Origin of the sequence: Amycolatopsis sp. La24, from assembly GCF_029087445.1 — a bacterium.
In the GTDB taxonomy this organism is placed as follows: Bacteria; Actinomycetota; Actinomycetes; order Mycobacteriales; family Pseudonocardiaceae; genus Amycolatopsis; species Amycolatopsis nivea.
On sequence record NZ_JARACH010000006.1, the window covers coordinates 201110 to 215773 of the forward strand.

Below are 14664 nucleotides of genomic sequence, written 5' to 3' on the forward strand. Positions count from 1 at the left end.
CTGACCGTCGCGACCTGGATCATCGCGATCCTGTTCGTTTTCCCGCTGCTGTGGATGATCCTCACCGCGTTCAAGCAGGAGAACGACGCCTACACCGATCCGCCGAAGCTGTTCTTCACCCCGACGTTCGACCAGATCTCGAACGTCCTCAACAGCGGTTTCCTGCCGTACCTGGGAAATTCGGCGTTCGTCACGGTGATTTCGACGCTGCTCGTGCTGCTGCTGGGTATCCCGGCGGCGTACGCGCTGTCGCTGGCCCCGGTCAAGGGAACGAAGAACGCGCTGGGCTTCTTCCTGTCGACCAAGATGCTGCCGATCGTGGCCGCGATCATCCCGCTGTACGTGATCTCGCAGAACACCAACCTGCTGGACACGGTGTGGGCGCTGATCATCCTGTACACCGCGATGAACCTGCCGCTCGCGATCTGGATGATGCGGTCGTTCTTCCTGGAAGTGCCCGGCGAAATGATCGAGGCGGCGCGGATCGACGGCGCGAATCTGCCGACGCTGCTCCGCAAGATCATCATGCCGGTGGTCGCGCCGGGAATCGCCGCGACCGCGCTGATCTGCGTGATCTTCTCCTGGACGGAGTTCTTCTACGCGGTCAACCTCACCGCCGCCCGCGCCGGCACCGTGCCGGTGTTCCTGGTCGGCTTCATCACGAGCGAGGGCCTGTACTGGGCCCAGCTGTCCGCCGCCGCGCTGCTGGCCTCGCTGCCGGTGATGATCGTGGGCTGGATCGCGCAGAACCACCTGGTGCGCGGGCTGTCCATGGGCGCTGTGAAGTAAGGGAGAACGCAGATGTCCGCTGAAGTGATCTACGACCAGGCGTCGCGTATCTACCCCGGGAACCCGGGCGTCCGCGCGGTCGACCAGCTGAGCCTCGAGGTCCCGGACGGCGAATTTCTCGTGCTCGTCGGCCCGTCCGGTTCGGGCAAGTCCACCGCGCTGCGGATGCTCGCCGGGCTGGAGGACGTCAACGAGGGTGCGATCCGGATCGGCGACCGTGACGTCACCGACCTGCCGCCGAAGGACCGGGACATCGCGATGGTGTTTCAGTCCTACGCGCTCTATCCGCACATGACGGTCGCCGACAACATGGGTTTCGCGTTGAAATTGCGCGGTTTCTCGGCGGCTGACATCAAGAAGCGGGTCGACGAGGCCGCCAAGATGCTGGACCTGTCGCGGTTCCTCGACCGCAAGCCGAAGGCGTTGTCCGGCGGGCAGCGGCAGCGGGTCGCGATGGGCCGGGCGATCGTGCGCGAGCCGAGCGTGTTCCTGATGGACGAGCCACTGTCCAATCTGGACGCGAAATTGCGCGTGGAAACCCGCGCCAACATCGCGAAACTCCAGCAACGGCTCGGCACGACCACCATCTACGTGACCCACGACCAGGTCGAGGCCATGACGATGGGCGACCGGGTGGCCGTGCTGAAGGACGGCGTGCTGCAGCAATGCGCGTCGCCGCGGTCGCTGTACGAGAAGCCGGAGAACTCGTTCGTGGCCGGGTTCATCGGGTCGCCGGCGATGAACCTGGCGACGCTGCCGTTGACCGACGGCGGCGTGCAGCTGGGCGACCTCGTGGTGCCGCTGCCCACCGAGGTGCGGACCGCCGCGGCCGGGCTGTCGGAGATCGTCTTCGGCATCCGGCCGGAGTCGCTGCGCCTGGTCGGCGAGGCTGACGACGGTTTCGAGCTGGTGGTTGAGCTCGTCGAGGAACTGGGCGCGGACGCGTACCTGCACGGCAAGGTCGGCGACGACCGGTTCGTGGTCCGGGTCGACGGCCGGACGCCGCCGCGGATCGGCGACAACGTCCGGGTAGCGCTGCGCGGCGAGGGCGAGACGCACGCGTTCGATCCGAAGACGACGCTGCGGCTGGGCTGAACGGCTCGTGAGTGTTCATGTCGGTTAGCACCGGCATGAACACTCACGACCGTCTACCTCTCACGGGGGAGGAGCTTCCCCCTCGCGCCGGATCCCCTCCGCCGTGCCCCGGGCGACGCTTGACGCATGACGCTGAAGCAAGCCGAGTTGCGCAAATGGCCGGGTTACGCCGCCGCGGTGTGGGGCCTCTTGTTCGCGATCCCCAGCTTCGTCTGGGCGACCGGCAGTACGTTCGGCGCGCAGTCGACGGTGTCGCCGTCGCTGGTGAAGCTCGCGCAGGATCGGGTGCCGTGGTTTGTGGCCGTCCTGGTGATCACCGGGCTGCTGAAGGTTTTCGGCGCGATGGTCGGCGTCAGTCTGACGCGGCCGCGCGGCCGGTGGCTCAGCCGGACGATGGTGTTCTGCGGCGGTGGTGCCTCGATCCTGCTGACTTGGCACGGCGGGCTGTTCGTCGTGCAGGGCGTGCTGGTGAAGACCGGAGCCGTGGCGGTCGATCCAGAGCTTTCCAACTTGGTCGGTTGGTATCTCTATCTCTGGGGACCGTGGTTCATCGTGGGCGGTATCGCGTTCGCGGTGGCGGCCGCGCGGTATGTCTTGGACCGCGATGACCGGCGCACGCTGACGCGGTACGGAGTGGTCGGGGCGCTCGGTGCGTTGGCGCTGTCGGTGGCCGCGGTCGCGACGGGCATCGGGTGAGTCAGCGGAGGGCGCCGGCGAGGACCGTGCTCGCCATCTGGCGAACGGCTTCCTCGCTGGGCGGTTCTCCGGTGCGATCCGCGAAGAGCAGGTGACCGGCTCCGATGAGCGTCGGGGCCAGTGTCTTCACATCGGCATCTGGGGAGATCCGGCCGAGTTCTTGTTCCGCGGCAAGGTAATTCGCCAGGACGTGCGCCGCGTCCGTCGCCAGCGGAATCCCCGGACCTGGCCGCGCTGCCCGGAGTCGGTGCCGCAGTTCGTCGCGGAAGGTGATCAGCGCGACGATCGACACCGCGACCGACGAGAAGACCTCGGTGAGCACCTCGGCCACCGTTTCGACCACGTCGCCGGTCCCGGCGTGCAGGTCCTCCGCGCGGGCTTCGAGGCGATGGATCCGGTCGAGCACCAGTGCGGCGAGGAACGCGTCGAAATCCTCGAAATGCCGGTGCAGCACGCCCTTCGCGCAATCCGCCTCGGTGGTGACGGCGCGACTGGTGAGTCCGCTCGGTCCTTCGCGCAGCAAAACCCGTTCCGCGGCGTCGAAAAGCTGAGCGCGAACGTCGCGGAGATGGATCCCGGTGGGCACCTTGGCGGTCCTTCCTAGCCATAGTGGGCGCTTGCCCACTATGGTGGGCACATGCCCACTTTACCGCGTCCCGAACCGCACCAGCACCGGACCATGGCGGAGTCGTTCGGCGTCGATCCCGAGCGCTACGACCGGGCCCGCCCGCGTTACCCGGACGAACTGGTGACCGCCGTCCTCGCGGCCAGCCCGGGGAAGGACCTGCTCAACGTCGGGTGCGGCACCGGCATCGAGGGGCGGCAATTCCACGCCCGCGGCGCCGTCGTGCTCGGTGTCGAGCCGGACGCGCGGATGGCGGAGTTCGCCCGGCGCGCTTTCCCGGTCGAGGTCGCGAAATTCGAGGATTGGGACCCGGCGGGGCGGACGTTCGACGCCCTCGTGTCCGGGCAGGCGTGGCACTGGGTCGACCCGGCCGCGGGAGCCGCGAAGGCCGCGCAAGTGCTCCGCCCTGGCGGCCGGTTCGTCGCGTTCTGGCACGTGTTCATGCCGCCGGAAGAAATTTCCCTGGCACTGGCGGACGCGTTGCGCCGGGCGATGCCGGATTCGCCGTTCAGCGGCAACTACCTGAAAAAGCCCAGCGCCGACGCCTACCAGCCGATGCTCGACAAAGCCGCGGACGGACTGGCCGCGACCGGTGCGTTCGGCGAGGCGGAGAACTGGCATTACGCCTGGACGCAGGACTACCGCCGCGACGAATGGCTGGACCTGCTCGCCACGCAGGGCGGCGTCACCGTGGCGACGCCGGAGCAGCGCGACCGGATCCTGGCTGAGGTCGGCGCGGCGATCGACGCGCGCGGCGGCCACCTGACGACGAATTACTCGACCGCCGCGGTGACCGCCGTCCGTCTTGCCGCGTGAAAGGCCGGTCCCCGGCGCGAAACCGGGGACCGGTCAGGTCACTCCTCCAGCGAAAGCGCTTGGCTCGGGCAGATGTTCACGGCCTCGCGCGCCTTCTCGACCAGTTCGCCGTCCGGGGTGTCGTTGAGGACGATGACCGTGCCGTCGTCCTCGCTCTGGTCGAACAGCGCGGGCTCGGTGAGCACGCACTGGCCGGCGCCGACGCACTTGCCGGTGTCCGCGATGATCTTCATGATGGCCTCTTCCTGGCTTGTGGTGGGAGCACTCTGATCTCTACCAGGTCACCGGCAACTGGTACAGGCCGAAGATCGTGGCGTCCTTCTTCACCGGCAACTCGTCGGCCGGGACCGTGCACGTGAGCGTCGGAACGCGGCGGAACAGCGTGTCGAACACGATCTGCAGTTCCATCCGCGCCAGGTTCTGGCCGAGGCACTGGTGCGGTCCGAACCCGAACGCGACGTGGTGGCGCGCGCCGCGTTCGAGGTCGAGCTTTTCCGGGCTCTCGAACACGTCCGGGTCCCAGTTCGCGGCGTAGCCCAGCACGAGCACGCCCTCGCCCGCCTTGATCGTGACGCCGCCGATCTCCACGTCCTCGGTCGCGACCCGCGCGGTCGCGCCTTCGACGATCGTGAAGTAGCGCAACAGTTCCTCGACCGCGAGCAGCGTCTTGCCCGGATCGGCCTCGATCGTCGCGCGCTGCCCGGGGTTCTCCAGCAGCCCGATGGTGCCGAGCGAGATCATGTTCGCGGTGGTCTCGTGCCCGGCGACCAGCAACAGGAACGCCAGCCCGATCATCGCGTCGTGGTCGTAATTGCCTTCCTCGCGGCGTTTGACGATCTGCCTGCCGAGCAGGTCGTCGGTCGGGTCCTTCTCCTTCGCCGCGACCAGGCCGCTGAGGTACGCGCGCAGTTCCTCGGACGCCTTCTTGCGGTCCTCGACGCTGGTGCTGCGCCGGATGAGCGCCATGGTGCGCTCTTGGAAGTAGTCGTGATCGGCGTACGGGACGCCGAGCAGCTCGCAGATCACCAGCGACGGCACCGGCAGCGACAGCTTTTCCACCAGGTCCGCCGGTTTCGGCCCGGCGAGCAGTTCGTCGATCAGGCCGTCGACGATCTCCTGGATCCGCGGCCGCATCGCCTCGACCCGCTTCACGGTGAACTCGCCGAGCACCTCCCGGCGGGCCTCGCCGTGCTCGGGCGCGTCCATCCCGATCATGGCTTTCTGCTTGGCGTTGGTGAGGATCGCGGCCCCGCCCTCGGCCAGGAACGGGAAATTGGGCAGGAACCGGTCGGAGGAGAACCGGCGGTCGCCGAGGATCTGCCGTGCTTCCTCGTGCCGCGAGGCGACCCAAGCCTCCTTGCCGCCGGGGATCTGCACGCGGGTGAGCGCACTCTGCTCGCGCATCCGGACGTACTGCTCCGGCTGGGTGAACGGGCAGGTCCGGGCGACCGGCATGCGGAGTTCTTCAGTGGCAGTCATCGTTTCCCCCTCACCAGGTCACCGGGAGGCAGTAGAGCCCGAAGACGCCGGAGTCGTGTTTGAACGGCAACTGGTCGACCGGCGCGGCGAGCCGCAGCGTCGGAATACGGCGGAACAACGTGTCGAAGACGATCTGCAGTTCCATCCGCGCGAGGTTCTGGCCGAGGCACTGGTGCGCGCCGAAGCCGAACGCGACGTGGTGCCTGCCGCCGCGGGTGATGTCGAGCCGCTCGGGCTCGGGGAACACTTCGGGGTCGAAGTTGGCCGCGTAGCTGAGGCCGAGGACGCCTTCTCCGGCCTTGATGGTGACGCCCGCGATGTCCACGTCTTCGAGGGCGACGCGGGTGGTGGCGAACTCCGCGATGGTGAAGTAGCGCAGCAACTCCTCGACGGCGTCGAGAGTTTTGCCCGGATCCTCCTTGATCGCGGCGAGCGCGTCCGGGTTCTCCAGCAACGCGACGGTGCCGAGCGAAATCATGTTCGCGGTGGTCTCGTGCCCGGCGATGAGCAGCAGGAAGGCGAGCGACACGAGGTCGTCGTGGTCGTAGTTGCCTTCCTCGCGCTTCTTCGCGATCTGACGGCTGAGCAGATCGTCCGCCGGTGCGGTTTCCTTCTTGGAAACCAGCTCGGACAGGTAATTCTGCATCGCTTCGACGGACTTGCTGCGTTCCTCGAAGCCTGTTTCGCGGTTGAGGAGCCGTGAACTGTGCGTCTGGAAGAAGTCGTGGTCGGCGTACGGAACGCCGAGCTGCTCGCAGATCACCAGCGACGGCACCGGAAGCGACAGCGCGGACACCAGGTCGGCGGGCTTGTCGCCGGCCAGCATCGCGTCGATGTGCTGGTCGACGATCTCCTGGATGCGCGGCTGCAGCGCCTTCATCCTCTTGACGGTGAACTCGCCGACGACGCTGCGCCGGGCCGGGCCGTGTTCCGGGGCGTCCATCGCGATCAGCGACGGGCGCAGCCTCGGACGGCGCTGCTGGCCGTCCTTGAACAGGACCGGGAAGCCCGGGTTGAAGCGGTCCGAGCTGAACCGCGGGTCGTTCAGCATCGCCCGCAGGTCCTCGTGCCGGTTGAGCACCCAGGCTCGCTGGCCGGTGTGCTCGAGCTCGACGTAGTGCGCGCGAGCGTCGCGGAACCGGTCGTACTCCGGCGGCGGCGCGAACGGGCAGGTGCGCTTCATCGGGAACGCGGCCTGCTCCGGCTGGGTGCGGCTGGGCTGGGCGACTTCGGTCATCTGAACCCCCTGTGGTGGGTTTGCCCCGTTACGGAATGAATGTGGAGGATTACATTCCGGTTCACTGCCCAAGGTACCGAAGTGGAGGATCGCCGTCCACTAGCAACGGGGTGACAATTGCTGTCCGCCCCCGGGTTGCCGGCACGTTTGCGCAGCTGGTCCGGCGTGCGAGAATGCGCGCCAACCGGGAAAAGGGAAGGCCGGGTATGAGTGCAGACCCCGAGACGCCGCTGCGGGCGGATGCGCAACGCAACCGCGACCAGATCATCGCCGCGGCTCGCGTCATCTTCGCCAGCCACGGTCCCGAGGTCCCGATGGAGGAGATCGCGCGCGCGGCCGGCGTCGGCGTCGGCACCCTCTACCGGCGCTTCCCGGATCGCGACGCGCTCATCCGCGCGGTGGCGGTGGACAATTTCGCGGGCGTGCTGGACAGCGCCAGGCGGCTGTCGGTGGAAGCGCCGACGGCGTGGGAAGCGTTGGTGCAGTTGCTGTATCACGGCGCGGAACTGCAGTTGTCGATGCAATTGGCCATGTTGTCGCAGCGGGCGCACGAAATTCTCAAGGACGACCCCGAGGTCGCGCACCTGCGCGAAGCGGTGCTGCTCGAGGTCGAAGGGCTGGTCGACCGGGCGCAGGCCGAGGGGACGCTGCGCAAGGACGTGGGTGCGGGAGACGTCGCGGTGCTGTTCGCCCGGCTGATCCGGCAGCTGCCCGCGCACCGGTTGAAATCGCCGGAGATGGCGACGGCCCGCAACATCGCGATCATGATCGACGGCCTGCGCGCCGGTCCGGCCACCACGCTGCCGGGGCGGCCGATCGACAAGGAAGACTTGCTCTGACCGCTTCTTCAGACGCGACGGGACGATCGGGGTTGCTCCGGCGGGGGTGATCTCACAACGGGCCATCGAGTCGCGGGCGGGGACGTCTTATCTCGTGAAAGCCGGTGCGGAGCCGCCGGAAAACGCGAGAGGGGACGAACAATGAAGAACATCCGCCGAATTGCCGTCGCAGTCGCCGTCGCCGGAGGCGCGGCCGCGGTCTTCGCCGGTACGGCCAGTGCCACGACCACGGAGTCGTCGGCGCTTCCGTGCACCGCGAACCAGTTCAGCACCAAGCTCGTCTACGGCGGGGCCGGCGCGGGCCAGCGCAACGCCGCGATGCAGTTCACCGCGAACCAGGGCGAGCGGTGCGTCCTTTCCGGCCGGGCTGACGTCGACCTGGTCGGCGCGCACAACGTCCTGGTCAACAACGAGGCGCCGGCCGATGCGCCGCCGGTGCTGATCGCGAACGGTTCGTCGGCGTACGTGCCGCTGCACTGGACCGCGATCGGCTCCGACGACGAGCAGCAGACGCCGAACGCGCTGACCATGACCGCCCCGGCCGCCTCCAACCCGCACGGCGACCCGATCGACCCGAACGTGACGGTGGACTGGACCTTCGGCGCGGTCGACGCCGGCGCCGACAGCCACACCATCGACGTCGGCGCGGTCACGGCCGGCGAAGCGCCTGCGGTGTAAGGATTCCTGGTCAGTCGGGCGGGGCTGCACGGGTGAGCGAATCGAGCACCCGCAGCAGCACCGCCCTGGCGGCGTCGCCCTCGGCCGCGACTGTCCACAGTAGATCCGCGACCTCGTGGTACGGGTCGACGTCGCTCGCGATGTGCTCGCCCTCGGGGGTTTCGACCATCGCGACGTCGTCGACGACCCAGAAGTCCGAGGTGACCGGGTAGGGCACGACGACGTCCGCGGGGATGATGCCGAAGCGGATGTTGGGGGTGCCGAGCAGCGCGAGCAGCTTGTGCACCTGCCCGATCATCACCTCGCGCGGCGCGTTCGGATAGCGCAGCGCCGCCTCGGAGGTGAGCAGTTCGATGGTCCGGCCAGGTTCGTAGAGGATCTGCTGGCGCTGCATCCGCGCCCGGACGGCTTCGGTGATGTCCTGTCCGCCGCCGTGGATCCGGGAGTGGGCGAGCAGCGTATGCCGCGCGTACTCCGGGGTTTGCAGTAATCCGGAGACAATTCGGAGATCTACCGCCCGAATTCGTAGCGCTCTGGCCTCTCTGGCAATGGATTCCTCTTGCCGGGCGCGGTGTCCGTCGCGGACTTTGTCTTTCCAGCTGGCGTGCGCGTCGCGGACCTCGACCAATTGCTCGCGCAGTTCCGCGGCCAGCTCCGGCGGTCCGCCGACGGCGGCGATCCAGGCGTCGAGGTCGTCGTCGCCGACGGTCTGCCTGCCGTTTTCGATCTTGCTGACCTTGGGCGCGTTCCAGCCGATGGCCCTGGCGAAGTCCTTTCCGGTCTCGTAGCCCGCGTCGACCCGGAGCCGGCGCAGGCGATCGCCAAGCTCTGCCCGGCGTTTCTCGAAACTGGTAGGCACTCGCCCTCGCTATCGCATGCGGAATTCCTCGAACCCGATGGCATCTTCCCACACCTGGGGTCGAGTTTCGAGAAATCTTGGGCGACTAGTGCGTCTGAATCGCCGGGCTGCCCTTGCCTCGTCTGCGCCGGTCGTCGTGCTCAGGCTTCCTGCGGGAAGAACTTGAGCAGGCCGGCGGGGATTTCGACGGCCGTCTCGGTGTCGGGCATGCCGCGTTCGTGCAGTTGCCGCAACGCCTGCTCGTCGGTGACCCGGTATCCCTGGACGACGTACGTGCCGCGGTTGGTGCGATAAGCGTTGGGGCAGTTGCCGCCCGCGCTGGTGGTGCCGAGGAACTCGAGGGCAAGTGCTTCTTCGGACTGGGCGGGATGCGGGGTCATGCGGAGTCCTCCTGACGTGCTGGCGGCGCCTGTACCGGACACGGGGTTGTCGAAATTTCCCCAATGGCACATGTTGGCAGAGAATTTCGCGAAAGGATAGGGTTGTGGCGCGAAATGTTGGGGTCCGGTGATGCTCGTTCAGGCAAGTTGGGCGAGCGTGTCGACGAGGTGGGAGCGGGTGCCGGAGTAGACGTTGATCTGCGGCCCGCCGACCTCGTCCGGGCTGACGGGCACGCGTCCACGCCCGGTGCGGTCGATCGCGGACAAGCGCTGGCCGACGTTCGGCGAGTTCGAGAGCTACGCGCAGCCGCGGGCTGGGCGCGCCCAACCCCAGTGCAAGCCTGCCCGCTGCGCAGTTTTTCGAATAGCCGCAAACAAAACCGCCGTTCCGGGGTAACCGGAACGGCGGTCTCGGTGAGCTCGAACGTCAGACGCCCATGGGGTGCCAGACGGTTTTCGCTTCCAGGTACCGACGCAGGCGGGACAGGTCGGGTTCGGCTGTCCAGTCTGGTTCGGCGTCGGGGACGGACAGGACGCGTTTCACCGTTCCGGCGGCTTCCTGGGCCAGGGTGACGCGGTCTTCGGGGGTCGCGCCGGTCGGGTCGAGGGCGTTGACGTCTCCGTGCGAGGCCAGCCAGGGGCCCAGTTCCGCGGCGTGGCCGGTGAGGATGTTCGCGACGCCGCCGGGGACGTCGGAGGTGGCCAGGACCTCGGACAAGGTGATGGCGGGCAGGGGGCGGTCCGCGCTGGAGACCAGGACTGCTGTCGAGCCGGTGGCCAGGACAGGCGCCAGGACGGTCACCAGGCCCAGCAAGCTCGACTCTTGCGGCGCGAGGACGCCCACGACCCCGGTGGGTTCGGGCGTGGTGAAGGAGAAGTACGGCCCGGCGACCGGGTTGGCGGCGCCCAGGACCGAGGCGATCTTGTCGGTCCAGCCCGCGTACCAGACCCAGCGATCGATGGCGGCGTCCACAAGGGACTCGGCCTTTTTCGCGGCGACGCCCTCACAAGCGGCTACCTCGGCGGCGAACTGGGCGCGGCGGCCCTCCATCACCTCGGCGACGCGGTAGAGCACCTGGCCGCGGTTGTATGCAGTTGCCGACGACCAACCGGGGAACGCCTTGCGGGCGGCGGACACCGCGTCGCGCAGGTCCTTGCGGGACGCGTGGGCCGCGTTGGCCAGGAAGGCGCCCTTGGCGTCAGTGACGGGGTAGACCCGGCCCGATTCCGAGCGCGGGAATTTGCCGCCGAGGTAAAGCTTGTAGGTTTTGGCGACGGAAATCCGGTCAGACATTGAGGTAGGCCTCCAAACCGGTGCGTCCGCCCTCGCGGCCGAAACCGGACTCCTGGTAGCCGCCGAACGGGGCGGCGGGGTCGAAGCGGTTGAACGTGTTGGCCCAGACAACGCCTGCCCGGAGCTGGTTCGCCATCCACAGAATGCGCGAACCCTTCTCGGTCCAGATGCCCGCGGACAAGCCGTACGGCGTGTTGTTCGCCTTCGCCACGGCCTCTTCCGGGGTGCGGAAGGTGAGAACCGACAGCACCGGGCCGAAGATCTCCTCGCGGGCGATCCGCATCGACTGGTGGACTTCGGAGAACACCGTCGGCGCGAAGAAGAATCCGCGGTCCGGCACCGGGCACGGGCTGGTCCAGCGCTGCGCGCCTTCCGCGTCGCCGGATTCGACGAGGCCGCGGATCTTCGCCAGCTGCTCGGCCGAGTTGATCGCGCCGAGGTCGGTGTTCTTGTCCAGCGGGTCGCCCAGCCGCAGCGTCGAGACGCGGTACCGGAGCTTCTCCAGCACCTCTTCGGCGACCGATTCCTGCACCAGCAGCCGCGAACCCGCGCAGCAGACGTGGCCCTGGTTGAAGAAGATCCCGTTGACGATCCCCTCCACTGCCTGGTCCAGCGGGGCGTCGTCGAACACGACGTTCGCCGCCTTGCCGCCGAGTTCCAGGGTCAGCTTCTTGCGGGTGCCCGCGACGGTGCGCTGGATCAGCTTGCCGACCTCGGTGGAGCCGGTGAACGCGATCTTGTCGACGTCCGGATGCTCCACAATGGACGCTCCGATGTCACCGGCTCCCGGCAGGATGTTCACCACGCCCGGCGGCAGTTCGGCCTGCTGGCAGATCTCGGCGAACACCAGCGCGGTCAGCGGCGTGGTCTCGGCCGGCTTCAGCACGACGGTGTTGCCGGTAGCCAGCGCGGGCGCGATCTTCCACGCCAGCATCAGCAGCGGGAAGTTCCACGGGATCACCTGGCCCGCGACGCCGAGCGGCTTCGGGTCCGGGCCGTAGCCCGCGTAGCCGAGCTTGTCCGCCCAGCCCGCGTGGTAGAAGAAATGCGCGGCCGCGGTGGGCACGTCGGAATCGCGCGACTCCTTGATCGGCTTCCCGTTGTCCAGCGTCTCCAGCACCGCCAGCTCGCGCGAGCGTTCCTGGATCAGCCGCGCGATGCGGAACAGGTACTTCGCCCGCTCGGCGCCCGGCATTTTCGACCAGACCGACGTGTACGCCTTGCGCGCGGCCTTCACCGCGGTGTCCACATCGGACTCCGACGCGGTGCCGACCTCGGCGAGGATCTCCTCGGTGGCCGGGTTGACCGTCTTGAGCGGCTCGCCGGAACCGTCGACGAATTCGCCGTTGATGAACGGCTTGTACTGCTCTTTCAGATTGGCCAGAGCGCGAGATTCCGGCGCGGGCGCGTATTCGAAGATGCCCATGTCAGTCCACCGTCACGTAGTCAGGGCCGCTGTAGTGGCCGTCCACCTGGGTGCGCCGCTGCAGCAGCAGGTCGTTGAGCAGGCTCGACGCGCCGAACCGGAACAGTTCCGGCGTGAGCCACTGCTCGCCCGCGACCTCGTGCACGGCGACGAGGTACTTGATCGCGTCCTTCGTCGTCCGGATCCCGCCCGCGGGCTTGACGCCGCGCAGTTCGCCGGTGCGCTCGTGCCAGTCGTGCACCGCCTGCAGCATCACGTGCGTGACCGGCAGCGTCGCGGCGGGCGACACCTTGCCGGTGGACGTCTTGATGAAGTCCCCGCCCGCCAGCAGCGCGAGCCAGGACGCGCGGCGGACGTTGTCGTACGTCGCCAGCTCGCCCGTTTCGAGGATCACCTTGAGGTGCGCCGAGCCGCAGGCCGCTTTCACGGCGCGGATCTCGTCGAACACCTCCAGATAGCGGCCCTCGAGGAACGCGCCGCGGTCGATCACCATGTCGACCTCGTCCGCGCCCGCCTCGACCGCGAGCCGGGTGTCGGCCAGCTTCACCTCGCGGCTCGTGCGGCCCGCCGGGAAACCGGTGGCGACACTCGCCACCCGCACGCCGCTGCCCGCGAGCGCTTCGACGGCCGTCTCCACCAGATCCGGGTACACGCACACGGCCGCGACGCGCGGGCAGTCCTGCCGCTCGGGGTCCGGCCGCATCGCCTTGGCGGCGAGGCCGCGGACCTTGCCGCGCGTGTCCGCTCCTTCGAGCGTGGTCAGGTCGACCATCGACACCGCGGTGTCGATCGCCCATCGCTTGGCTTCCTTCTTGATGCTCCGGGTCGCGAGCCCTGCCGCGCGCTGCTCGACGCCGACCTGGTCGACACCGGGCAGCCCGTGCAGGAACCGCCGCAGGCTCGCTTCGTCGCGAGTGACGTCCGTCAGCGGCGACGGGGTTTCCGGCGCCGCTGCCGGGCTGGTGGTAGCTGTCATACCGCTGAGTGTAGGTGCGCGACAGCAGGCGCCGGAGCGCTCACCGGAATCTGTGGACAGCTGGTCACAGCCTCGCGGTTGTCCACAGCCGCGCGGCGCGGGCGACGGTTTTTGTCGGTGCTGTGTGCAGTCGGGTTCAGGATTCGATCTGCGGTGCGTTCAAGTCCTTGGCTGGCTTGCGGTACACGACGACGCCGCCCCAGAAGCCGAGGCCGTTGATCGTCACGGTCGGGGCGGTCGGCGGGGCAGGCGGCGCGCCGGACTTGTCCTCCAGCATGAACGCGCCCATGAAACCGATGCCGGTGACGTTCACGTTGATGTCGTCCGGGACGGTGATCTCGATCCCGCCCATGATCGCGACCGCGGTGATCGTGCACGATTTCTCGGCGAACCGGGCGCTGCGCAGGTCGATTTCGGCACCGCCCCAGAACGCGAAGGTCGTGTGCTGCTGCGGCAGGACCCAGCTGCCCTTGCGCACGGCCCCGGACATCACGCCGATCGACACGACGGAACCGGGATGCCCGCCGACGCGGTTGTCCGGCAGCCCGAGCGCGCGCGAAGGGGCGGGCTGCAGCGAAGCCGACGCGGCGGGCGCGATCGCGGCGCTGCCCGGCAGATCGGCGGTCACCGGTTTCAGGTCGGCGAACGTTTTCGCGGAGTAGACGCTGGAGAGCCGCTCTTCCAGCTCGTCGATCGTGATCCGGCCTTCGGACAGGGCCTGGTGCAGCACCTGCGCGACCTGCTCCCGATCAGCGTCCGACACGCGCATCTGGTCCGGGCCAGGCATGGCTGGATCTTCACTCACCTGGGAAAGCCTAGTCCTGTCGGGTCTGCGCCGGGTCCATCGAACGGTGGATAAGGGCATCATGGCGTGATGGATGCTGGGTTGACGGGGACTCTCGTGCTTCCGGACGGGGTTCGGTTGCGGGCACGTGGGCTGGGGAAGCCGAAGCCGGAGGGGACGGATCCGGAGTTCGGGTTGTATTTGGGGTCTCGGCGGATGCGGGCCAAGTACGACGCTTCGCTGAACTGGGAGCGGCGGTGGGTGTTGTGGCCGGACTTTTTGCTGCCGCGGGATCGGGAGGGGGCTCGGCGGGAGATCCTGGGGTTGCATGCCCGGGCGGTTGCCGGGGAGGCGGTCGAGGTGGCTTGTCTTGGCGGGGTTGGGCGGACCGGGACTGTGCTGGCTTGTTTGGTGACGTTGGGCGGGGTGGGGGCTGAGGAGGCGGTGGAGTGGGTTCGGCGGGAGCACCATCCGCGGGCGGTGGAGACGCCTTGGCAGCGGCGGTGGGTTGGGTGGTTTGCTGAGTCGCGGTAGGGGCGGTCGGCTCGTCGCCTGGCGGCGACATTGCCGTGGGGGTTGCGTGGGGCACCCCGAAGCTTGATTGTGCTGACGGTTCGGGGGTGCTTGTCAAGGCGGGAAAGATGCCTTGACAAGCACCCCCGAACCGCAGGGGAGCTTCGTATCGGGGTGC

General features: G+C 68.2%; 17 protein-coding genes. 7 read left to right on the plus strand and 10 right to left on the minus strand.

The annotated features are described in order from the left end of the window. From PUT80_RS10260 to PUT80_RS10270, 3 genes are all read left to right on the plus strand, one after another. Positions 1 to 789, plus strand: a complete 789-nt coding sequence (locus tag PUT80_RS10260) for a carbohydrate ABC transporter permease (RefSeq protein WP_037716491.1) — start codon at positions 1 to 3, stop codon at positions 787 to 789. 12 nt (positions 790 to 801) lie between these two features. Continuing rightward, positions 802 to 1884, plus strand: coding sequence for a sn-glycerol-3-phosphate ABC transporter ATP-binding protein UgpC (gene ugpC / locus PUT80_RS10265; RefSeq protein ID WP_275291731.1), 1083 nt, complete (start codon positions 802 to 804; stop codon positions 1882 to 1884). Positions 1885 to 2010: 126 nt separating this feature from the next. Continuing rightward, the gene (locus tag PUT80_RS10270; protein WP_275291732.1) at positions 2011 to 2580 is read left to right on the plus strand and encodes a DUF3995 domain-containing protein; all 570 of its coding nucleotides are present in this window, start codon (positions 2011 to 2013) and stop codon (positions 2578 to 2580) included. A 1-nt stretch (position 2581) separates the two neighbouring features. Here the strand turns inward: PUT80_RS10270 and PUT80_RS10275 are convergent, their stop codons facing one another. Then, positions 2582 to 3166: a TetR/AcrR family transcriptional regulator gene (locus tag PUT80_RS10275; RefSeq protein WP_275291733.1), complete on the minus strand. Its 585-nt coding sequence runs from the start codon at positions 3164 to 3166 to the stop codon at positions 2582 to 2584. Between the two features lie 51 nt (positions 3167 to 3217). Between PUT80_RS10275 and PUT80_RS10280 the strand changes: the two genes are divergently transcribed. Next, positions 3218 to 4021, plus strand: a complete 804-nt coding sequence (locus PUT80_RS10280) for a class I SAM-dependent methyltransferase (RefSeq protein ID WP_078870581.1) — start codon at positions 3218 to 3220, stop codon at positions 4019 to 4021. Between the two features lie 38 nt (positions 4022 to 4059). Here the strand turns inward: PUT80_RS10280 and PUT80_RS10285 are convergent, their stop codons facing one another. Genes PUT80_RS10285 through PUT80_RS10295 form a run of 3 tightly spaced genes read right to left on the minus strand, consistent with a single transcriptional unit; the run spans position 4060 to position 6737 of the window. Further along, positions 4060 to 4254, minus strand: coding sequence for a ferredoxin (locus tag PUT80_RS10285; protein WP_037356317.1), 195 nt, complete (start codon positions 4252 to 4254; stop codon positions 4060 to 4062). Between the two features lie 40 nt (positions 4255 to 4294). After that, positions 4295 to 5500 (minus strand): cytochrome P450, encoded by a 1206-nt coding sequence (locus tag PUT80_RS10290; RefSeq protein WP_037816114.1) that lies wholly within the window; start codon positions 5498 to 5500, stop codon positions 4295 to 4297. Between the two features lie 10 nt (positions 5501 to 5510). Beyond that, a complete protein-coding gene (locus tag PUT80_RS10295; protein WP_134732522.1) occupies positions 5511 to 6737 on the minus strand; it encodes a cytochrome P450 in 1227 nt (408 codons plus the stop codon). A gap of 206 nt (positions 6738 to 6943) precedes the next feature. On the opposite strand from PUT80_RS10295, the gene PUT80_RS10300 reads away from it, so the two are divergent. Both PUT80_RS10300 and PUT80_RS10305 read left to right on the plus strand, forming a co-directional pair. Further along, positions 6944 to 7576, plus strand: a complete 633-nt coding sequence (locus PUT80_RS10300) for a TetR/AcrR family transcriptional regulator (protein WP_037816112.1) — start codon at positions 6944 to 6946, stop codon at positions 7574 to 7576. A 141-nt stretch (positions 7577 to 7717) separates the two neighbouring features. Next, a complete protein-coding gene (locus PUT80_RS10305) occupies positions 7718 to 8254 on the plus strand; it encodes a DUF4232 domain-containing protein (RefSeq protein WP_275291734.1) in 537 nt (178 codons plus the stop codon). A gap of 10 nt (positions 8255 to 8264) precedes the next feature. Here PUT80_RS10305 and PUT80_RS10310 read toward each other — a convergent pair whose 3' ends face one another. The 6 genes from PUT80_RS10310 to PUT80_RS10335 form a co-directional block, all read right to left on the minus strand. After that, complete coding sequence (locus PUT80_RS10310) at positions 8265 to 9113, minus strand: helix-turn-helix transcriptional regulator (protein WP_275291735.1); 849 nt, start codon at positions 9111 to 9113, stop codon at positions 8265 to 8267. Positions 9114 to 9253: 140 nt separating this feature from the next. Further along, positions 9254 to 9493, minus strand: a complete 240-nt coding sequence (locus PUT80_RS10315) for a hypothetical protein (protein WP_037816108.1) — start codon at positions 9491 to 9493, stop codon at positions 9254 to 9256. Positions 9494 to 9920: 427 nt separating this feature from the next. Beyond that, positions 9921 to 10787, minus strand: a complete 867-nt coding sequence (locus PUT80_RS10320; protein WP_275291736.1) for an aldehyde dehydrogenase family protein — start codon at positions 10785 to 10787, stop codon at positions 9921 to 9923. Next, complete coding sequence (locus PUT80_RS10325) at positions 10780 to 12213, minus strand: aldehyde dehydrogenase family protein (protein ID WP_037816105.1); 1434 nt, start codon at positions 12211 to 12213, stop codon at positions 10780 to 10782. Before PUT80_RS10325 ends, PUT80_RS10320 begins: the two co-directional genes overlap by 8 nt. A gap of 1 nt (position 12214) precedes the next feature. Then, the gene (gene deoC, locus PUT80_RS10330) at positions 12215 to 13189 is read right to left on the minus strand and encodes a deoxyribose-phosphate aldolase (protein WP_037816104.1); all 975 of its coding nucleotides are present in this window, start codon (positions 13187 to 13189) and stop codon (positions 12215 to 12217) included. Positions 13190 to 13325: 136 nt separating this feature from the next. After that, on the minus strand, positions 13326 to 13958 hold the full coding sequence (locus PUT80_RS10335) for a DUF1707 domain-containing protein (protein ID WP_275291741.1): 633 nt from the start codon (positions 13956 to 13958) through the stop codon (positions 13326 to 13328). 105 nt (positions 13959 to 14063) lie between these two features. On the opposite strand from PUT80_RS10335, the gene PUT80_RS10340 reads away from it, so the two are divergent. Then, positions 14064 to 14507 (plus strand): protein tyrosine phosphatase, encoded by a 444-nt coding sequence (locus PUT80_RS10340; protein ID WP_275291737.1) that lies wholly within the window; start codon positions 14064 to 14066, stop codon positions 14505 to 14507. Positions 14508 to 14664 lie beyond the last annotated feature (157 nt).